This window comes from Chromobacterium sp. CV08, from assembly GCF_051129845.1.
Classification (GTDB): domain Bacteria; phylum Pseudomonadota; class Gammaproteobacteria; order Burkholderiales; family Chromobacteriaceae; genus Chromobacterium.
The window spans coordinates 2,778,594-2,797,355 of sequence record NZ_CP150453.1 but is presented as its reverse complement, the minus strand read 5'-3'; the positions used below and the strand labels follow the sequence as shown (position 1 = coordinate 2,797,355).

Annotated in this window: 19 protein-coding genes; 14 read left to right on the top strand and 5 right to left on the bottom strand. The window is 66.3% G+C overall.

Going from position 1 to position 18,762, the window contains the following annotated elements:
* Positions 1-25 precede the first annotated feature (25 nt).
* From WNM05_RS13095 to WNM05_RS13035, 13 genes are all read left to right on the top strand, one after another.
* Positions 26-766, top strand: a complete 741-nt coding sequence (locus tag WNM05_RS13095) for an isoprenyl transferase (RefSeq protein WP_434635151.1) — start codon at positions 26-28, stop codon at positions 764-766.
* A gap of 3 nt (positions 767-769) precedes the next feature.
* A complete protein-coding gene (locus tag WNM05_RS13090; RefSeq protein WP_434627253.1) occupies positions 770-1,576 on the top strand; it encodes a phosphatidate cytidylyltransferase in 807 nt (268 codons plus the stop codon).
* 13 nt (positions 1,577-1,589) lie between these two features.
* Complete coding sequence (gene ispC, locus WNM05_RS13085; protein ID WP_434627252.1) at positions 1,590-2,774, top strand: 1-deoxy-D-xylulose-5-phosphate reductoisomerase; 1,185 nt, start codon at positions 1,590-1,592, stop codon at positions 2,772-2,774.
* A complete protein-coding gene (rseP, locus tag WNM05_RS13080) occupies positions 2,768-4,111 on the top strand; it encodes an RIP metalloprotease RseP (RefSeq protein WP_434627250.1) in 1,344 nt (447 codons plus the stop codon). Before ispC ends, rseP begins: the two co-directional genes overlap by 7 nt.
* 9 nt (positions 4,112-4,120) lie before the next feature.
* Complete coding sequence (gene bamA, locus WNM05_RS13075; RefSeq protein ID WP_434627248.1) at positions 4,121-6,436, top strand: outer membrane protein assembly factor BamA; 2,316 nt, start codon at positions 4,121-4,123, stop codon at positions 6,434-6,436.
* A gap of 21 nt (positions 6,437-6,457) precedes the next feature.
* Positions 6,458-6,943 (top strand): OmpH family outer membrane protein, encoded by a 486-nt coding sequence (locus WNM05_RS13070; RefSeq protein ID WP_434627246.1) that lies wholly within the window; start codon positions 6,458-6,460, stop codon positions 6,941-6,943.
* Positions 6,944-6,993: 50 nt separating this feature from the next.
* Positions 6,994-8,040 (top strand): UDP-3-O-(3-hydroxymyristoyl)glucosamine N-acyltransferase, encoded by a 1,047-nt coding sequence (lpxD, locus tag WNM05_RS13065; protein ID WP_434627245.1) that lies wholly within the window; start codon positions 6,994-6,996, stop codon positions 8,038-8,040.
* Entirely contained in the window at positions 8,033-8,485 is a 453-nt protein-coding gene (fabZ, locus tag WNM05_RS13060; RefSeq protein WP_434627243.1) for a 3-hydroxyacyl-ACP dehydratase FabZ, read from the top strand. Before lpxD ends, fabZ begins: the two co-directional genes overlap by 8 nt.
* A 2-nt stretch (positions 8,486-8,487) precedes the next feature.
* The gene (lpxA, locus tag WNM05_RS13055; protein ID WP_434627241.1) at positions 8,488-9,264 is read left to right on the top strand and encodes an acyl-ACP--UDP-N-acetylglucosamine O-acyltransferase; all 777 of its coding nucleotides are present in this window, start codon (positions 8,488-8,490) and stop codon (positions 9,262-9,264) included.
* A gap of 4 nt (positions 9,265-9,268) precedes the next feature.
* Positions 9,269-10,441: a lipid-A-disaccharide synthase gene (gene lpxB / locus WNM05_RS13050; RefSeq protein ID WP_434627239.1), complete on the top strand. Its 1,173-nt coding sequence runs from the start codon at positions 9,269-9,271 to the stop codon at positions 10,439-10,441.
* Entirely contained in the window at positions 10,432-11,028 is a 597-nt protein-coding gene (gene rnhB, locus WNM05_RS13045) for a ribonuclease HII (RefSeq protein ID WP_434627237.1), read from the top strand. Before lpxB ends, rnhB begins: the two co-directional genes overlap by 10 nt.
* A complete protein-coding gene (locus WNM05_RS13040; protein WP_434627235.1) occupies positions 11,029-11,553 on the top strand; it encodes a DNA-deoxyinosine glycosylase in 525 nt (174 codons plus the stop codon).
* 94 nt (positions 11,554-11,647) lie between these two features.
* The gene (locus WNM05_RS13035; RefSeq protein WP_101708087.1) at positions 11,648-11,863 is read left to right on the top strand and encodes a hypothetical protein; all 216 of its coding nucleotides are present in this window, start codon (positions 11,648-11,650) and stop codon (positions 11,861-11,863) included.
* 22 nt (positions 11,864-11,885) lie between these two features.
* Here WNM05_RS13035 and WNM05_RS13030 read toward each other — a convergent pair whose 3' ends face one another.
* The 4 genes from WNM05_RS13030 to WNM05_RS13015 form a co-directional block, all read right to left on the bottom strand.
* A complete protein-coding gene (locus WNM05_RS13030; protein WP_434627233.1) occupies positions 11,886-14,084 on the bottom strand; it encodes a response regulator in 2,199 nt (732 codons plus the stop codon).
* A 5-nt stretch (positions 14,085-14,089) separates the two neighbouring features.
* Complete coding sequence (locus WNM05_RS13025; RefSeq protein WP_434627232.1) at positions 14,090-14,599, bottom strand: molybdopterin-dependent oxidoreductase; 510 nt, start codon at positions 14,597-14,599, stop codon at positions 14,090-14,092.
* Positions 14,593-15,825, bottom strand: a complete 1,233-nt coding sequence (locus tag WNM05_RS13020; RefSeq protein ID WP_434627230.1) for an EAL domain-containing response regulator — start codon at positions 15,823-15,825, stop codon at positions 14,593-14,595. The genes WNM05_RS13025 and WNM05_RS13020 overlap by 7 nt, the downstream gene beginning before the upstream one ends.
* Positions 15,826-15,920: 95 nt before the next feature.
* Positions 15,921-16,241, bottom strand: coding sequence for a hypothetical protein (locus WNM05_RS13015; RefSeq protein ID WP_434627228.1), 321 nt, complete (start codon positions 16,239-16,241; stop codon positions 15,921-15,923).
* A 357-nt stretch (positions 16,242-16,598) separates the two neighbouring features.
* Between WNM05_RS13015 and WNM05_RS13010 the strand changes: the two genes are divergently transcribed.
* Positions 16,599-18,203, top strand: a complete 1,605-nt coding sequence (locus WNM05_RS13010; RefSeq protein WP_434627226.1) for an NAD(P)/FAD-dependent oxidoreductase — start codon at positions 16,599-16,601, stop codon at positions 18,201-18,203.
* 72 nt (positions 18,204-18,275) lie between these two features.
* Here the strand turns inward: WNM05_RS13010 and WNM05_RS13005 are convergent, their stop codons facing one another.
* Entirely contained in the window at positions 18,276-18,713 is a 438-nt protein-coding gene (locus WNM05_RS13005; protein WP_434627225.1) for a cytidine deaminase, read from the bottom strand.
* Positions 18,714-18,762 lie beyond the last annotated feature (49 nt).

The following is an 18,762-nucleotide window of genomic DNA, read 5'->3' as shown; positions in this document are numbered from 1 at the left end:
GGCGCGCATCTTGTTTGCTGGTTCTATCACGCAGACGCCGGAGGGGCGCGAGCCTCCCCGGCATATCGCCATCATCATGGATGGCAACGGCCGCTGGGCCAAGAAACGCTTCCTGCCCCGGGTCGCCGGCCACAAGCGCGGCCTGGACGCGGTGCGCGAAGTGGTGAGCGCGTGCAAGGAAATGGGCGTCGGCTATCTGACGCTGTTCGCCTTTTCAACCGAGAACTGGCGGCGCCCGCAGGAGGAAGTGAGCTTCCTGATGGACTTGTTCCTGCGCGCGTTGGAGCACGAGGTCAGCAAGCTGCACAGCAATAATATCCGCCTGCAGGTGCTGGGGTCGCGCGAGCGCTTCAGCGAGGAGCTGTCGGACCGTATCGCCCGCGCCGAGGCCAAGACCGCCGGCAACGACGGCCTGGTGCTGACCATCGCCGCCGATTACGGCGGCCGCTGGGACATCGTCAACGCGGTCAACGAGCTGATCGCGGAAGGCAAGCAGCGGGTCAGCGAGGCCGAGCTGACCGAGAAGCTGGCCATGTCGTGGGCGCCCGAGCCCGATCTCTTCATCCGCACCGGCGGCGAGCAGCGCATCAGCAACTTCCTGCTGTGGCAGCTGGCCTATTCCGAACTGTATTTCACCGACCTGCTGTGGCCCGATTTCGACCGCGCCGCGCTGGAGCAGGCCGTTTCCTCATACTGGCAACGTGAACGCCGCTTTGGTCGCACCAGCGAGCAATTGCCGGAACATCTGCGCCGCGACAAGCCCTGATCGATGCTGATAACGCGAATTCTGACCGCGCTGGTGCTGCTGCCGCTGATGCTGGCGGCGCTGTTCCTGTTTCCCGCCGACGCCTGGACCGGTTTTTCCTGGCTGATCGTCGTGCTGGCCCTGTGGGAATATTCCCGCATGGTCGGCATGCGCCTGCCGCAGCAGGTGGGCTATCTCGCGCTGTCCACGCTGTTCGCCGCCGCGGCCTGGCAGGGGCACTGGCATATGGGCGCGGCCGCGCACGGCGCGGTGCTGGCCTTGTGGCTGCTGCTGGTGCCGGCCTGGCTGTTCAAGCGCTGGCGCATCCCGAGCGGCCCGCTGGCCTGGGGGCTGGGCTGGGCGCTGATGCTGCCGGCCTGGTTCGCCTTCGTCGAATGGCGTCCGCACCCGACGGCGCATGACGCGCTGGCGCTGCTGGCGGTGATGGGCCTGGTATGGGTGGCCGACGTGGCCGCCTATTTTTCCGGCAAGGCCTTCGGCCGCCGCAAGCTGGCTCCGGCCATCAGCCCGGGCAAGAGCTGGGAGGGCGTCTACGGCGCCGTGGTGTGCGTGGCGCTGTATGTGGCGCTGGTCGACCATTTCGGCTGGCTGGACATCAAGCTGCCCTTGTGGGGCCTGCTGCTGCTGGCGTTGCCGCTGACCGCCGTCAGTGTCTGCGGCGACTTGCTGGAATCCTGGTTCAAGCGCTCGGCCGGCATCAAGGACAGCAGCCGCCTGCTGCCGGGCCATGGCGGCGTCTACGACCGCATCGACAGCCTGATCGCCGTGCTGGCGGTCGGCAACGCCCTGCGCGTATTGGGCGGCATGTAATTCTGGAATCAATATGACCAAACCTCAGGGTATTGCCGTACTGGGGGCGACCGGCAGCGTCGGCTGCAACACGCTGGACGTGGTCGCCCGTCACCCCGAGCGCTACCGCGTGGTGGCGCTGACCGCCCACCGCCAGCTCGACAAGCTGTTCGAGCAGGCCTGCCGCTTCCGTCCCGATTACCTGGTGGTGGCCGACGCCGATGCCGCGGCCAGCCTGCGCGAGCGACTGGCCGATGCCGGCGTGTCCGGCGAGGTGCTGCATGGCGCCGGCGCGCTGGAGCAGGTCGCGTCGCTGCCCGAGGTGGACGCGGTGATGGCCGCCATCGTCGGCGCGGCCGGCCTGCCGTCGGCGCTGGCCGCCGCGCGTGCCGGCAAGCGCATCCTGCTCGCCAACAAGGAGTCACTGGTGGTGGCCGGCCGCCTGTTCATCGACGCGGTGCGCGCCAGCGGCGCCAGCCTGCTGCCGGTGGACAGCGAGCACAGCGCCATCTTCCAGTCCTTGCCGGCCGATTACGCCGGCGACCCGGAAGCCTCCGGCATCCGCAAGATCATCCTGACCGCTTCCGGCGGCCCGTTCCGCAACAAGACGATGGCCGAGCTGGCCGGCGTCGGTCCGGACGATGCCTGCCGCCATCCGAACTGGAGCATGGGGCGCAAGATCTCCGTCGATTCCGCCACGCTGATGAACAAGGGCCTGGAAGTGATAGAGGCGCACTGGCTGTTCGGCGTGGCGCCGCAGCGGATCGAGGTGGTGGTCCATCCGCAGAGCGTGATCCATTCGATGGTGCAGTACCGCGATGGTTCGGTGATGGCCCAGCTTGGCTCGCCGGACATGCGCACGCCCATCGCCTGCGCGCTGGCCTGGCCCGAGCGCATCGAGGCCGGCGTCGAGTCGCTGGATTTCTTCTCCTTGTCCGATCTGACGTTTGAAAAGCCGGACCTGCAGCGCTTCCCCTGTCTGCGGCTGGCCTTCGACGCGCTGGCGGCCGGCGGCGATGCCCCGGCGGTGTTGAACGCCGCCAACGAGGTGGCGGTGGCGGCCTTCCTGGCCGGCGGACTGCGTTTCGTCGACATTCCGCGCGTGGTGGCCGCCACGCTGTCGGGCGTGTCCTGCACCGCCAGCGACAGCCTGGACGGGCTGCTGGCCCGCGATCGTGAGGCGCGCCGCTTCGCCGAGGCCGAGGTGGCGGCATGCTGACGCTGCTGGCCTTCCTGGCGGCGATCGGCCTGCTGGTGACTTTTCACGAGCTGGGCCACTACTGGGTGGCCAAGCTCTGCGGCGTGAGAGTGCTGCGCTTCTCCATCGGCTTCGGTTCGCCGCTGTTCCGTTTCCGCCCGCGGGAGACCGAGTGGGTGGTCTGCCCGATTCCGCTCGGCGGCTACGTCAAGATGCTGGACGAGCGCGAAGGCTTCGTCGAGCCGGCCGAGCGCGGCCGGGCGTTCAATAATCAGCACGTGCTGAAGCGCATGGCCATCGTGGTGGCCGGCCCGTTCGCCAATCTGCTGCTGGCGCTGTTCCTGTACTGGGGCGTGACCGCCCAGGGCGTGCCGCAGCTGAGGCCGCTGGTCGGCACCGTGATCGCGCAGACGCCGGCGGCGGCGGCCGGCTTCAAGGAGGGCGACCGGGTGCTGGCCGTCGCCGGCGCGCCGGTCTCCAGCTGGCAGGATGTCCGGCTGGCCCTGGTCGACGCGGCGATGGCCGGCGACGCGGTGACGGTCAGGGTCAGGGAAGCCTCGGGCGCGGAGCGCGAACGCCGCATCGACGCCGGCCATTTCGGCGCCAAGGCGGTGCTGGCGCTGCAGCAGGGCGATCCCGGCCTGTCCCCGGGCCGCTTCCTGCCGGTGTTGGGCGCGCTGGAAGAGGGCGGCGTGGCCGCGCGCGCCGGGCTCAAGACCGGCGACAAGCTGCTCGCCGTGGGCGGCCGGCCGGTCGCGAGCTGGGAGCAGTGGGTGCAGGTGGTCCGCAACAGTCCGGGCAAGGATCTGTCGCTGAGCATAGGCCGCGACGGCAAAACGATGGAAATCCGCCTGCGTCCGCAGGCGGTGACGCAGGACGACGAGGTGGTGGGCCGGATAGGCGTCGGCCCGATGCCGGACCGCGCCTGGAACGACAGTCTGGGCTTCACCCGGCACTACGATGCCGTCGGCGCGCTGGGCGCCGCCTGGCGCAAGACCGGCGACACCGCCTGGATGAGCTTGAAATTCCTCGGGAATATGCTGATAGGCCGCGCCTCGCTGGACAATCTCTCGGGGCCGCTGACCATTGCCAGCGTCGCCGGGCAGACCGCCCGCGAGGGTTTGACGGCCTATCTGGAATTCCTGGCGCTGATCAGCATCAGCATAGGCGTGCTCAATCTGCTGCCCATACCAGTTCTGGATGGCGGCCACTTAATGTATTATGTCGCGGAGCTGGTTAGAGGAAAGCCCGTCAGCGAACGGGCGCAAGTGCTCGGACAAAGAATTGGTTTCATATTGCTGGCGTCTTTGATGGCGTTTGCCATGCTGAATGATTTCAGCCGCCTATTTGGGGGTTAAAACAAACCTATGAAATTGAAGCTACTCGCAGCGGCCGTAGCCGGCCTGTCGATGGCCGCCGTCGCCATGGCTGCCGACCCGTTTGTGATCAAGGATATCCGCGTTGAGGGCCTGCAGCGTACCGAGCCGGGCACGGTCTTCAACTACCTGCCGGTGAAGGTCGGGGACACCTTTACCGACGCCAAGGCGCAGGAATCGATCAAGGCGCTGTTCAATACCGGATTTTTCAACGACGTGCGCGTCGAGAGCCGCGGCGCCACGCTGATCGTCACCGTCGCCGAACGGCCGGTGATCACCCAGCTCAACATCAACGGCGCCAAGGAGTTCAGCAAGGACCAGCTGAAGAAGGCGCTGAAGGACAACGGCTTCTCCGAATCGCTGATCTTCGACCAGGCGCTGCTGGACAGCGCGGTGCAGGAGCTGAAGCGGCAGTACTACAGCCGCGGCAAGTATTCGGTGGAGATCACGCCGACCGTCACCAAGCTGGAACGCAACCGCGTGGCGGTGACGCTGGACATCAACGAGGGCGTGACCGCACGCATCAAGGAAATCCGCATCGTCGGTGCCAACGCCTTCGCCCAGTCCAAGCTGCTCGACGAGTTCAGCCTGACCACCGGCGGCTGGCTGTCCTGGATGACCAAGGACGACCAGTACTCGAAGCAGAAGCTGACCGGCGACCTGGAGAAGCTGAAGGCCTTCTACCAGAACCAGGGCTATATGGAGTTCGGCATCGATTCGTCGCAAGTGTCGATCAGTCCGGACAAGGAAAGCATGTATCTGGTCATCAACGTGCACGAGGGCAAGAAGTTCACCGTGTCCGACGTGCGCCTGGCCGGCGACCTGAAGGTGCCGGAGCCGGAACTGCGCAAGCTGATCCTGATCAAGAACGGCGACACCTTCAATAACGAACGGGTGACCGAGTCGGTCAAGGCGATCAGCGACAGGCTGGGCGTCGCCGGCTACGCCTTCGCCAACGTCAACGTGCTGCCGGACATCGACCACGACAAGCAGACCGCCTCGTTCACCTTCTTCGTCGATCCGGGCCGCAAGACCTATGTCCGCCGCGTCAATGTCGCCGGCAACAGCAAGACCCGCGACGAGGTTATCCGCCGCGAGCTGCGCCAGATGGAGGGCGCGCCGTACAACGCCGCCGACGTCAAGCGAAGCAAGGAGCGCCTGGAGCTGCTCGGCTATTTCGAGGACGTCAACGTCGAGACGCCGGCCGTCGCCGACGCGCCGGACCAGGTCGACATGAACATCAGCCTGAAGGAGCGCTCGACCGGCAGCATCTCGGGCAGCCTGGGCTATGTCCAGGGCGAGGGCCTGGTGCTGGGCGCCAGCATCTCGCAGAGCAATATCTTCGGCTCCGGCAAGTATATGTCGCTGAGCATGTCGACCGGCCAGGTCAACAAGAACTACGCGCTGTCGTTCACCGACCCGTATTTCACGCCGGACGGCGTCAGCCTGGGCTACGACCTGTACGACCGCGTCTACAACCCGGACGCCACGTCGATTTCCGCGTACAAGACCAGCACCATAGGCGCCGACGTGCGCTTCGGGGTGCCGATCACCGAGTACGACCGCATCAACTTCACCTTGGGCGCGGAAAAGACCGACATCACCACCTATGCGAACAGCCCTCAGCAGTACATAGATTTCGTCAACAAGTACGGCAGCAGCAACTACACCGTGCTCGGCACCGTCGGCTGGGGCCGCGACACCCGCGACAGCGCGCTGTGGCCGACCCGCGGCGCCTCGATCAAGGTGAACGCCGACGCCGGCCTGCCGGGCGGCTCGCTGCAGTACTACCGCCTGACGCACCAGCAGACCTGGTACTTCCCGCTGTCCAAGGACTTCACCTTGATGCTGAACGGCGAGCTGGGCTACGCCGACGGCTACGGCAAGACCCGCGTGCTGCCGTTCTTCCAGAACTTCTACATGGGCGGCCTGGGCTCGGTGCGCGGCTACGATACCAGCAGCATTGGCCCGTACGACGCGGCGTCCAACTCCTATCTGGGCGGTAACCGCAAGGCGGTGGCCAATGCGGAAATCCTGTTCCCCTTCCCGGGCATGAAGGATAATAAATCGCTGCGGGCCAGCGTGTTCTTCGACGCCGGCACGCTGTGGAACACCAATCTGACGGCTCAGCAGAACGCCAGCGGCATCGTCAGCTCGGCCAGCGACGGCTTCCGTTACTCCGCCGGCCTGGCGCTGACCTGGTTGTCGCCGATGGGGCCGATGAAGTTCAGTATCGCCAATCCGCTGAAGAAAGAGCCGAATGACAAGATCCAGCGCTTCCAGTTCCAGATGGGCGCGTCGTTCTAAACCGATATTCAGGATGGAATCATGAAAGCATTGAAATGGTGGCTTGCGGTACTCAGCGTTGCGGCCCTGCCGGTTCATGCTGCCGACTTCAAGCTGGGCTTCATCAATATCGAACGCGTTTATCGGGAGGCCGGCGCCTCCGTCGCCATCTATAAAAAGCTGGACAAGGAGTTCGCCGGCCGCCGCGACGAGTTGAAGAAGATGGAATCGCGCGCGAAGGAGCTGGAGTCCATGTTGGGCAAGAGCAGCCTGTCGGCCGACGACCGCAAGCGCTACGAGCGCGAGTTCGCCGGCCTGGACCGCGACTATCGCGCGAAATCGCGCGAGCTGGCCGAGGACTACAATCAGCGCCGCAACGAGGAATTCGCCAGCGTCACCGAGCGGGCCAACCGCGTGGTCAAGGATATCGCCCAGCGCGAGCAGTACGATCTGATCCTGCAGGAAGCGGTATACATCAATCCCAAGTTCGATCTGACGCCCCAGGTGCTGAAAGAGCTGGACAAGTAGCCGTTCAACCCGTTACCGGAGAAGCCGACCCCGAGTCGGCTTTGTTTTTGATGTCCTACACACTCGAATATATCGTTGAGCAGCTGGGCGGCGAGAGGCGGGGCGGCAATCCGGCCGTGACGCGGCTGGCGCCGCTGGAGAGCGCCGGCGCCGACGAGATCGCCTTCGTCGCCAGCGCCAAGTTCCGCCGCCAGATGCTGGACAGCGCGGCAGGCGCGCTGATCGTCACCGAGGCGCTGGCGGCCGAGCTGCCGGGGCGCCCGCTGATCGTCGCCGCCGATCCCTATCTGTATTTCGCGCGGCTGGCCACGTTGTTCCATCCGCCCAGGGCGCCGCGCGCCGGCATCCATCCGCGCGCGGTGCTCGGCGACGGCTGCCTGGTGGGCGAGGGCAGCGAGATCGCCGCCAACGTCACGCTGGGCGATAATGTGCGGATAGGCGAGCGTTGCCGGCTGATGCCGGGCGTCGTCGTCGGCGACGGCTGCGTGATCGGCGACGACGTCACGCTTTACCCCAATGTCACCGTCTACCATGGCTGCGTGATCGGCAATCGCGTCGGCGTGCACTCCGGCAGCGTGATCGGCGCCGACGGCTTCGGCTTGGCCTGGGACAAGGACCACTGGTTCAAGATTCCTCAGACCGGCCGCGTGGTGCTGGAGGACGACGTCGAAATCGGCGCGAACACCACAGTGGATCGCGGCGCGCTGGTCGACACCGTGATCCGCAAGGGCGCCAAGATCGACAACCTGGTGCAGATTGCCCACAACGTCGAAATCGGCGAGCATACCGCCATCGCCGGCTGTGTCGGCATCGCCGGCAGCACCAAGATAGGCGCGCGCTGCACCGTCGGCGGCGCGGCGATGTTCGTCGGTCATATCGAGGTGGCCGACCGCACCCATATCGGCGGCGGCACCCTGGTGTCCAAGACTATCCGGGAGGCGGGCACCTACGCGTCCTCCTACCCGTTGCAAAGCATGAAGGACTGGCTGTCCAACGCCGTCCACGTGCGCCATCTCGATGATTTCGCCAAGCGCGTCAAGCAGCTTGAGCGGGAACTGGAAACATTGAAAAAATCGAAGGAAGAACCTCATGAGTGAACATGCCGTATCGATCGACGTCCGCGAGATCATGCGCTGCCTGCCGCACCGCTACCCGTTCCTGCTGGTCGATCGCGTCACCGAGTTCGAGCCCCACGCGCGCATCAAGGCGCTGAAGAACGTGACGATCAACGAGCCGTTCTTCGTCGGGCACTTCGAGCAATACCCGGTGATGCCGGGCGTGTTGATCATCGAGGCGCTGGCCCAGGCGGCCGGCATCCTCGCGATCAAGAGCGCCGGCGAGCGCAAGGAGAACGAGCTCTACTTCTTCGTCGGCATCGACAACGCCCGCTTCAAGCGCCAGGTGGTGCCGGGCGACCAGCTGGTCTTCGAAGTGAGCGAACTGACGCTGAAGCGCGGCATAGGCAAGTACGCCGCGCGCGCGCTGGTGGACGGCCAGGTGGCCTGCGAGGCCGAGATCATGTGCGCGCGTCGCGAGGTGTGAGCATGGCCATCCATCCGACCGCAATCGTGGATCCGAAGGCGCAGATCGCCGACGACGTCGAAATCGGCGCCTATTCCATCATCGGACCGAACGTCAGCATAGGCGCCGGCAGCTGGATAGGCCCGCACGTGGTGATAGACGGCCACACCTCGATAGGCAGGAACAACCGCGTGTTCCAGTTCTGCTCGCTGGGCGCTCAGCCGCAGGACAAGAAATACGCCGGCGAGCCGACCCGTCTGGAGATCGGCGACAACAACACGATACGCGAGTTCTGCACCTTCAACACCGGCACCGCCCAGGACGTCGGCGTCACCCGCATCGGCAACGACAACTGGGTGATGGCCTATGTCCACATCGCGCACGACTGCCAGGTGGGCGACCATACCATCTTCGCCAACAACGCGACGCTGGCCGGCCATGTCCACATCGGCGACTGGGTGATCCTCGGCGGCTTCACCAGCGTGCATCAGTTCGCCATCGTCGGCGAGCACGCGATGACGGCCTTCGCCAGCGCGGTGGCGCAGGATGTGCCGCCGTTCGTGATGGCCCACGGCAACCGCGCGGTGCCGTCCGGCATCAACGCCGAGGGCCTGAAGCGCCGCGGCTTCACGCCGGAGCAGATCCGTCGCATCCGCAACGCCTACAAGACCTTGTACCGTCAGGGACTGGGCTACGACGAGGCCAAGGCGGCGATCCTGGCCGAAGCCGCCGAAGGCCACGGCGAACTGGAGCCGTTCGTGCGATTCTTCGAGGCGTCGGCGCGGGGGATCATCCGCTGAGACTATGAGCGACCACCTGTTCAAGCGCAAGGGCGCGCTGAAGGTTGCGATGGTGGCCGGCGAGGCTTCCGGCGACCTGCTGGCCGCCCATCTGATGGATGCGTTGCGGGCGCACCGCAGCGACATCGAGTTCGCGGGCATCGGCGGCCCGCGGATGGAGGCCAGGGGCTTCCACAGCATGGTGCCGCAGGAGAAGCTGGCGGTGCGCGGCTATTCCGAGGTGCTGAAAAGCCTGCCGGAACTGCTGAAGATCCGCCGCCGGCTGCGGGAGCGGCTGCTGGCGGAACGGCCGGACGTCTTCATCGGCGTCGACGCGCCGGACTTCAATCTGGGCCTGGAGGCCGGCCTGAAGAAGGCCGGCGTCCCCACCGTCCATTACGTCAGTCCGTCGGTGTGGGCGTGGCGGCCGGAGCGGGTGCAGAAGATAGGCCGCGCCGTCAACCACGTGCTGTGCCTGTTCCCGATGGAACCGCCGCTGTACCGCCAGGCCGGCGTGCCGGTCACCTATGTCGGCCATCCGCTGGCCAGCGAGATCCCGCTGGAGCCGGACATGGAGGCGATGCGGGAGCAGCTGGGCCTGCCGCAGAACGTGCCGGTGTTCACCTTGATGCCGGGCAGCCGCAAGAGCGAGCTGGAGTTCATGGTCCCCATCTATCTGGACACGGCGCGCCTGCTGCTGCGCCAGTATCCGGACGCGCAGTTCCTGGTGCCGCTGGCCACCCGCGCGACGATGGATCTGTTCGAGCAGATGCTGTACCGCTACAAGGCGCGGGATCTGCCGATACGCAAGCTGTTCGGCCACGCGCAGATGGCGACCATCGCCAGCGACGTGGTGCTGGTCACCAGCGGCACCGCCACGCTGGAGGTGGCGCTGACCAAGCGGCCGATGGTGATCAGCTACAAGCTGTCCGCCTTCACCTACCGGCTGGTCAAGCGCAAGATCAAGCTGCCCTACGTCGGCCTGCCCAACATCCTGTGCGGGCGCTTCGTGGTGCCGGAGCTGCTGCAGAAACAGGCCACGCCGCAAAAGCTGGCCGAGGAGATGCAGCGGCTGTACACCGACACCGCGGCGAGGGCCGACATGGTGAAGACCTTCACCGAGTTGCATCTGGCGCTGCGCCAGGACACCGCGACCCGCGCCGCGCGGGCGGTGCTGGAGGTGGCGCGATGCCATTGAGCGCGCTGACGGCCGGCGTCGACGAGGCCGGCCGCGGACCGCTGGCCGGCGCGGTGTTCGCCGCCGCCGTCATCCTGGATCCGGACAAGCCGATCGCCGGTCTGGCCGATTCCAAAGTCCTGAGCGAGGCGCGGCGCGAGGAACTGGCCGCGCTGATCCGGCGCGACGCGCTGGCCTGGTGCATCGCCAGCGCCAGCGTCGACGAGATAGACAGGCTCAACATCCTGCATGCGACGATGCTGGCGATGAGCCGGGCGGTCGACGGACTGTCGGTGCGTCCGGGCCTGGTCCAGATAGACGGCAACCGCGTGCCCAGGCAGTTGTCGGTGCCCGGCGAGGCCATCGTCAAGGGCGACGCCAAGGTGGCGGCGATCTCCGCCGCGTCCATCCTGGCCAAGACGGCGCGCGACGCCGAACTGGTGGCGCTGGACGCCCTGCATCCGCAATACGGTTTCGCCCGCCACAAGGGCTATCCGACCGCCGAGCACCTGGCCGCGATAGAGGCCCACGGCGTGCTGGACGCGCATCGCAAGAGCTTCGGCCCGGTCAAGTCCTGGCTGGCGCGCCAGCAGGGCATGTTGTTCTAGATGGCGGCCGACATCGCAGTCAGCAAGCGCTGCTTTTTGCCGGTGGCGGACGAGCGGACCCGCTTGCTGATCCTCGGCTCGCTGCCCGGGGACGCCTCGCTGGCCGCCGGCCAGTATTACGCCCATCCGCGCAACCGCTTCTGGGAGCTGCTGGGCCAGGCCATAGGCGTCGAATTGCGCGCGCTCGACTATCCGCGACGGCTGGAGGCCTTGCTCGCGCGCGGCGTCGGCCTGTGGGACGTGATCGCCGAGGCCGAGCGCAAGGGCAGCCTCGACGCGGCGATACGCAATCAGACCGGCAACGCGCTGGCGGAGCTGGCGGCCTCGCTGCCCGCGCTGCGCGCGGTGGCCTTCAATGGCGGCACCGCCGCGCGGATAGGCAGGCGCCAGTTGAAGGCCGTCGCCGACAGGCTGCAATTGATCGATCTGCCTTCGTCCAGCCCCGCGCACACGCTGGCCCTGGCGGACAAGCAGCGGGTCTGGTCGTCGCTCGGCGACGCGCTCGCCGCCGCCGACAGGCGCTGATCGCGTCGCGAAAACTTGCAGTCCGACGCCGATTCGGACGATATTTACAGTTCTGAGCATCCGTCTCGCCCATCACCCAGCCGGAGGGTTGTCGATGAGCCGCTACTGCATCTGGTTTGTCACGGTCGACGATAGCGTCATGCGTCGCGCCGAAGTGTCCATCAACGGCGTGATCCATGGCCATGAAGTCCTGGAGGAGATCGAATCCCGGCTGGCGCTGGATTGCGGGCTGAGCCAGGTGATGATAGTCGATTGGAAGCGTTTCGAGACGCCCGAGCAGGACGGCGGCAGGCTGGTGCGGGTGGCCTGAGCCCGGCGGTCTCCCGCCTGGCCTAGCTGGTGGCCGGGAACAGATAGCCCTGGCCCACGCAGGCCGCGCGCGTCTGCTTGAACGCCGCCACCGTCTCTGCGGCGGCCTGCAGCGGCGGGCCGTCTGAGCGGATCGCCTCCTGTTCCAGCCGCAGGCAGCGCTGGGCCAGCGTGGTGAAGCCCAGCGTCACCGCGCCGCCCTTCAGGCTGTGGGCAAGGTGGAACAGCGCTTCCGGCTCCGACGGAAGCTCGCCGCTCAGCCTCCGTATCGTGGCTTCGTGATCGGAGAAATACTGCTCTGCCAATTCTCGATACGTGCCTTCGGACAGCAGGGAGATGAAGTCGGCGATGGCCTGGGCGTCCAGCAGCGGCGGTTCCAGCGGCAGCGGCGGGGAATCCGGCCGCGGCGGGAAATGGCGCTGCAGCGTCGCCAGCAGCTGTTCGCGGCTCAGCGGCTTGGCGAGAAAATCGTCCAGTCCGTTGTCCAGCACTTTTTGGCGGGTCTCCGGGAAAGCGTCGGCGGTCAGCGCGATGATGCGCAGCTGGCCCGTCTTGCTCCGCCGCCGCAACTGCCGCGCGGCCTCCAGGCCGTCCATGCCGGGCATGTGAAGGTCCATCAGCACCAGATCGAACGGCTGGGCGGCGGCGGCCTCCAGCGCCTGCGGCCCGTCTTCGGCCAGCACCGGCATCTGGTTCATTCTTTCCAGCAGCGCCTGCATGTATTTGCGATTGACCGCGTTGTCGTCGACCACCAGGATGCGCAGCGGCTGGCACAGATCGGGGAATAGCGTCGGGGTCTGGCCCGCCGCCGGCATTTCGGGCGCGTCGATCAGCTTCAGCGGCAGCGCCAGCTGGAAGCAGCTGCCCTGGCCTTGCACGCTGGTGGCGGTGATGCGGCCTCCCATCAGCAGCGCCAGGCTCTGGGAGATTTCCAGGCCCAGGCCGCTGCCGCCGAAGTGGCGGGCGATGGAGCCGTCGCCCTGCGAGAAGCGTTTGAACAGCCGGGCCATCGTCGCCGGGTCCATGCCTATGCCGGTGTCGGCTATCATCAGCAGCAGCGTGGCTTCGCCGTCGACGGCGCCGGGCGAGCTGGAGGCGCTGACGGTGACGCCGCCGCGTTCGGTGAACTTGATGGCGTTGCTCAGCAGATTGAGCAGGATCTGGCGCAACCGCGTCGGGTCCAGCTCCACCCATTCCGGAATTTCCGACGCCAGCTCCAGATTCAGCATCAATTGCTTGGCCTGCGCCTGCGCCGTCATCAGGCTGACGATCTGCCGCAGCAGGTAGCCGAGGTTGCAGGTGACCGGCGCCAGCTCCAGCTTGCCCGATTCCAGCTTGCTGGCGTCCAGCACATCGTTCAGCAGCAGCAGCAGGTGGCGGGCCGAGGCGTCGGCGGTGGCGATGTAGCTGGCCTGGCTGGGGCGGGGCGCGTCGTCGGCCAGCAGCGAAAGCATGCCCAGCACGCCGTTCAGCGGCGTGCGGATTTCGTGGCTCATATTGGCGAGGAAGGCGCTCTTCGCCTGGCTGCCGGCCTCGGCCTGGCTGCGCGCCTCCTCGAGGCTGACGGTCAGCGACTCCAGCGCCAGCCGCCGTCCTTCGAGCTGGCGCAGCTGGCGGATGACGGTGAAGCCGAAGCCCAGGATCAGCACCCATTCGAAGCCCATCAGCCAATTGCCGATGGCGATTTGCTGCAGCATCGTGCGATTGCGGCTGTCCACCCGCTCGGCGACGGCCCGGTTGGCTTGCAGCGAGAGGTCGTGCAGGCCGTCGTTCAACTGCCCAAGCTGGCGCTCCAGCCGGGCAAGCGTGGCCTTGTCCGGCAGGGTGTCGCGGTTTTCGAGGCTGGCGTCGCCCTGGCGGATGAAGGCGTCCAGCGGCGCCTGCAAGCGCTGGTATTCCGGCAGCGCCTGCAGCAGGCTGCGGTACAGGCCGCCGCGTATGATGCCGATGCGGCTGACGAAGATGTCGTAACGCTGCTGAAGCTGATCCGGTGTCTGCAAGCCGTGCTGGGCGTCGTGCAGGGCGGACTGCAGCCGCATCTGCTCCGTTTCCAGCTGGAAGTAGGACCAGGCGATATTGTCGTCCTGGTATTGCAGCGCGCCGCTCAGTATTTGCGATTGACGGAACTGCAGATAGGCGACGCCGGCGAATGCCGCCGTCAGCGTGACGCCTATCATGATCAACATCAGCCACGATGGGTGTTGTCGCTTGGCGTCGACCATCCGCGTCACTCCACTTGCAGCGATTTCAGCTGCCAGGCGGAGCGGTTGTAGTAGATTTCGGCCCTCAGTTCCGGCTGGCTGTCGAAGGGGTAGATGATGAACAGCGGGCCCTTGTCGCGGACCGACATCGGCTTGTCGTTCAGCAACCGCGCCAGCACCAGGCCGAAGCGCGCGGCGTCGTCGATCGGGATGTCGGTCTTGTAGTCGTTCAGCGCCACCGCTTTCAGCGTCTGCCCCTTGGCCCCGACCAGGTTCAGCACGTCGCGCAGGTAGGGACCGCTGAAGCGACTGACGCCCGGCATCCACGGCGTGTGGGTGACGATGGTGTGCTGCGGCAGCTTGCTCAGCATCGCCATGTCGAAGACCGCCTCGTTGTCGCGGTTCTTGTTGCTGATCTGTCCCGATATCACCAGCACGACCTTGCCGACGGGCATTTCCAGCGCCGGTTCGGCGCGGCCGGGCGGCGGCGCCAGCAGCAGCAACGGCAGCCACAGGAGGCGGGCGGTTTTCAGCATGGGGACACTCCTTGGCTTTCGGAGGGGGCGGCATCGTCCTCGTCTGCCGGCAATGGGAAGCCGTCTTGGTATTTCAGCAGCCAATGCTGGAAGCTCTCGACGTCTATCGGCGGGGAGATATACGAGCCCTGGGCCTTTTCTATGCCCAGACGGCGGCATAGCCGCCACTCCGTCAGCGTCGCGACGCCTTCCGCCACCACCGTCATGCCGAGCTGGCGGCCGAGTTCGGCGCTGGCGCGCAGAATCGACAGATTGGTCGGGTTGCACGCGGCGTTGATGACGAAGCTCTTGTCGATTTTCAGCTCGGTGAACGGGATGCGGGACAGCCTGTCCATGCTGGCGAAGCCGGTGCCGAAATCGTCTATCGCCAGCTTCGCCCCTTTCAGCCGCAGCCGGGACAGGACCTCCAGCGCGCGGGTCGGATCCGCCATCAGTCCGCTCTCGGTGACTTCGACCGTCAGGCGGTTCATGGCCAGGCCGGCGTTTTCCAGTATGGCGGCGAACTCGGCGACCAGTCCGGTCTGGTTCAGCGAGGACATGGACAGATTGATGGACATGTCCAGCGGCGGACCGGGGAGGCGGGCGACGATGCGGGCGGCGTCGCGCAGCAGCACGCGGCTCAATTCGGTGATCTGACCGCTGTCTTCCGCCAGTTCGATGAATTGCAGCGGGCCGGTGAGTCCGAAGCGCGGATGTTGCCAGCGGGCCAGCACCTCCACCGACAACACCTTGCCGGAGCGCATGTCCACCTGGGGCTGGAAGAACGGTTCCAACTCGCCGCGGGCCAGGCCGACCCGCAATTCCTCGGCGCTGGGCGCGTTGGTCGGGTGGGAGGCGCGGCGCCGCGCCGGCTGCGGCTGATCGAGCAGCGCCTGCAGCGTCGCGTGCTGGACCGGCTTGGGGAGCACGCCGCCCAGCCACAAATCGTATAGTCTGGCCAGTTCGGCGACGGAGTCCAGCACCCTTTCGTCGAAGCCGCTGGAAATCAGCACCTTGCCCGGATAGCCGCGCTCGCCCAGGTGGCGGACGAATTCGACGCCGTCCATCCGGGGCATGTCGAGGTCGCAGAAAATGGCGTCGAAGTGGCGGTCGCCGGCGTCAAGCTGCATCAGCGCGTCCATGCCGTCGCAAGCGATCGCGACATTGTCGTAACCCAGGCGCAGCAACACCATCACCAGGAACTGCCGGGTGACGGCGTCATCGTCCACGACCAGGATTTGCTGCATGGGCACTCCTATCGCACGGCTGGCATGTCTTGCATTATAGCCGGGCGTTTCGGAGTGTAAGGACGGGCCCGAGCGGGACCCGGGCGCCGCTGGGCTCAGCCGGCCTGGCCGATGTCCAGTTGGCTGATCTTGCCGCTGGCGTCCAGGTGGAATTTGAAATAGGTATCGAATTCGCCCCAGCGATCGCTGTGGAAGCCGCCGTAGATGTCCAGGCCCTGGTTTTCCACCCGGTCTATCCGGGTGAAGCGCTCGTGGCCCATCGCATGTTCGCTGAATTTGCGGAAGTTGGCCGGCAGGCCGTCGTCTGTGAGGGTGGCGTCGGTACTGAACAGGGAAATCCAGCCGGCATGGTCGCCTTGTTGCAAGGCCTCGATCGCCAGCCGCACCACCGGCTGGGTAAGCATTTCCAGATTCATGATGGTTCTCCTTGATGCAAATGCCTTTCGTCTCCTGACACCGCTCCGATTGCGGACGCGTGCGGCGATGGCCGCCTTGTCGTGGCAAGCGGAAGCGGTGCTTCAGAAACGGTCCCGATAACTTGCAGCTTTTAGTTCCTTGCCGGACAGTCTGGAACGGGCGGCAGGGCGGCATGTCTCGTCATCCTGGAGGTGGTGGACAGGAACGGACCCGAGGGGCCGACCGCGACGAGAGCCACAGTACGCTATAGCCGAGCTGCCGGACGAATGCAATCGGCGCGGCCGGGCGTGCCGGCGGCGCCGATTGCCGCTACAATGGCGCCTCGTTGAATAGACACCAACCTGGACTGGATTGTTATGTTGCGTATTTCCGAACTGAAACTGCCGCTGGACCATAGCGAGGAGGCGCTGGCCGAGGCGGTCGCCGGCTTCCTGAAAGTGGCGGCGGGCGACGTTCGCGGCTTCACCGTGTTCAAGCGCAGCTACGACGCGCGCAAGGGCGTGATGAGCCTGGTCTACATCGTCGATGTCGACGTGGCCGACGAGGACAGGCTGCTCGCCCGCTTTGGCGGCGACCGTCGGGTGATGCCGACGCCGGACACCAATTATTATCCGGTCGCGCAGGCGCCGGCCGATCTGAAGCAGCGCCCGGTGGTGGTCGGTTTCGGCCCCTGCGGCATCTTCGCCGCGCTGATCCTGGCGCAGATGGGCTTCAAGCCCATCGTGCTGGAGCGCGGCAAGGAAGTGCGCCAGCGGACCAAGGACACCTGGGGCCTGTGGCGCAAGAGCCAGCTGAACACCGAGTCCAATGTGCAATACGGCGAGGGCGGCGCCGGCACCTTCTCCGACGGCAAGCTGTACAGCCAGATCAAGGATCCGCGCCACCTGGGCCGCAAAGTGCTGGTCGAGTTCGTCAAGGCCGGGGCGCCGGAGGAGATCCTCTACCTCGCCCGCCCGCACATCGGCACTTTCCGCCTGGTCAGCATGGTGGAGAACATGCGCGCCGAAATCATCGCGCTGGGCGGCGAGATCCGCTTCGAGCAACGCGTCGACGACCTGATCCTCGACGGCGACCGCATCCGCGGCGTCAGGCTGGCCGACGGCGGCGAGGTGCTGAGCGACCACGTGGTGCTGGCGCTGGGCCACAGCGCGCGCGACACCTTCCAGATGCTGGAGCGGCGCGGCGTGTACATGGAGGCGAAGCCGTTCTCGATCGGCGTGCGCATCGAGCATCCGCAATCGCTGATCGACCAGGCGCGCTGGGGCAAGTACGCCGGCCATCCGCTGTTGGGCGCGGCCGACTACAAGCTGGTTCACCACGCCGGCAACGGCCGCGCGGTATACAGTTTCTGCATGTGCCCGGGCGGCACCGTGGTCGCGGCGACTTCGGAGGAGAAGCGCGTCGTCACCAACGGCATGAGCCAGTATTCGCGCAATGAGCGCAACGCCAATTCCGGTTTCGTGGTCAGCATCTCGCCCGAGGTCGATTATCCGGGCGGCCCGCTGGCCGGTCTCGATTTTCAGCGCGAGCTGGAAAGCAAGGCCTACGAGCTGGGCGGCGGCGACTATTTCGCGCCGGCGCAGCTATTGGGCGATTTCATGGCAGGCAAGGCGTCGACCAGGCTCGGCGACGTGGAGCCGTCGTACAAGCCGGGCGTGACGATGACCGATCTCGCGCGCATCCTGCCGGACTTCTGCGTCGAGGCCATGCGCGAGGCGATTCCGCATTTCGCCCGCCAGATCCGCGGCTACGACCTGCACGATGCGGTATTGACCGGTCTGGAAACCCGCACCAGCTCGCCGCTGCGCATCACCCGCGGCGACGACGGCCAGAGCCTGAACATCAAGGGCCTGTTCCCGGCCGGAGAGGGCGCCGGCTACGCCGGAGGCATCCTGTCCGCCGGCGTCGACGGCATCAAGATTGCGGAGGCGGTGGCCCAGGCCATCGTCGCCGGCCGCTGACGGGGCGCGCCTGCGCGAATGAAAACGGGAACCTTCCGGTTCCCGTTTTTTCTTGTCCGGCGCGCGGCGGTCTCAGCCGGCGGCGTCCTGCAGATTCTTCGGGCCGAAGGCGCCGGGCAACAGCGCGTCCAGCGTCGTGTCTATCACCTCGTCGCTGTCGCAGATCGCGCGCACCCGCATGCCGGGGCCGAACTCGTTCAGCACCTGGCGGCAGGCGCCGCAGGGCGGGGTGGCGGAGGCGGTGGGGGTGTAGATGCAGACGGCCAGGACCTCCTGCATGCCGTGGTTGGCGCGCGCGGCGTAGACGGCGGTGCGCTCGGCGCAGTTGCCCAGGCTGTACGAGGCGTTTTCGACGTTGCAGCCGATGTGGATCTTGCCGCTGCCGTCCAGGATGGCGGCGCCGACGGAGAACTTGCTATAGGGCGCGTAGGCCTGGCGCGCGGCCAGTTGGGCGGCCATTTCCAGTTCGGCCCATTGCTCGTTGCTGGGTTCGTGTTGATGACTGGTCATGCTTTCTCCATAAAACCAGGTCGGCGACGGATGATGCGTCAGGGTGCGG

Coding starts and splice junctions, on each gene's coding strand:
- WNM05_RS13025 (WP_434627232.1), bottom strand. CDS start 14,599: ATGCTGAAAACCGCCCGCCTCCTGTGGCTGCCGTTGCTGCTGCTGGCG.
- ispC (WP_434627252.1), top strand. CDS start 1,590: ATGACCAAACCTCAGGGTATTGCCGTACTGGGGGCGACCGGCAGCGTC.
- WNM05_RS13030 (WP_434627233.1), bottom strand. CDS start 14,084: ATGGTCGACGCCAAGCGACAACACCCATCGTGGCTGATGTTGATCATG.
- lpxA (WP_434627241.1), top strand. CDS start 8,488: ATGGCCATCCATCCGACCGCAATCGTGGATCCGAAGGCGCAGATCGCC.
- rseP (WP_434627250.1), top strand. CDS start 2,768: ATGCTGACGCTGCTGGCCTTCCTGGCGGCGATCGGCCTGCTGGTGACT.
- WNM05_RS13005 (WP_434627225.1), bottom strand. CDS start 18,713: ATGACCAGTCATCAACACGAACCCAGCAACGAGCAATGGGCCGAACTG.
- WNM05_RS13040 (WP_434627235.1), top strand. CDS start 11,029: ATGGCGGCCGACATCGCAGTCAGCAAGCGCTGCTTTTTGCCGGTGGCG.
- WNM05_RS13015 (WP_434627228.1), bottom strand. CDS start 16,241: ATGAATCTGGAAATGCTTACCCAGCCGGTGGTGCGGCTGGCGATCGAG.
- WNM05_RS13035 (WP_101708087.1), top strand. CDS start 11,648: ATGAGCCGCTACTGCATCTGGTTTGTCACGGTCGACGATAGCGTCATG.
- WNM05_RS13070 (WP_434627246.1), top strand. CDS start 6,458: ATGAAAGCATTGAAATGGTGGCTTGCGGTACTCAGCGTTGCGGCCCTG.
- WNM05_RS13010 (WP_434627226.1), top strand. CDS start 16,599: ATGTTGCGTATTTCCGAACTGAAACTGCCGCTGGACCATAGCGAGGAG.
- lpxB (WP_434627239.1), top strand. CDS start 9,269: ATGAGCGACCACCTGTTCAAGCGCAAGGGCGCGCTGAAGGTTGCGATG.
- fabZ (WP_434627243.1), top strand. CDS start 8,033: ATGAGTGAACATGCCGTATCGATCGACGTCCGCGAGATCATGCGCTGC.
- rnhB (WP_434627237.1), top strand. CDS start 10,432: ATGCCATTGAGCGCGCTGACGGCCGGCGTCGACGAGGCCGGCCGCGGA.
- WNM05_RS13020 (WP_434627230.1), bottom strand. CDS start 15,825: ATGCAGCAAATCCTGGTCGTGGACGATGACGCCGTCACCCGGCAGTTC.
- WNM05_RS13090 (WP_434627253.1), top strand. CDS start 770: ATGCTGATAACGCGAATTCTGACCGCGCTGGTGCTGCTGCCGCTGATG.
- bamA (WP_434627248.1), top strand. CDS start 4,121: ATGAAATTGAAGCTACTCGCAGCGGCCGTAGCCGGCCTGTCGATGGCC.
- lpxD (WP_434627245.1), top strand. CDS start 6,994: ATGTCCTACACACTCGAATATATCGTTGAGCAGCTGGGCGGCGAGAGG.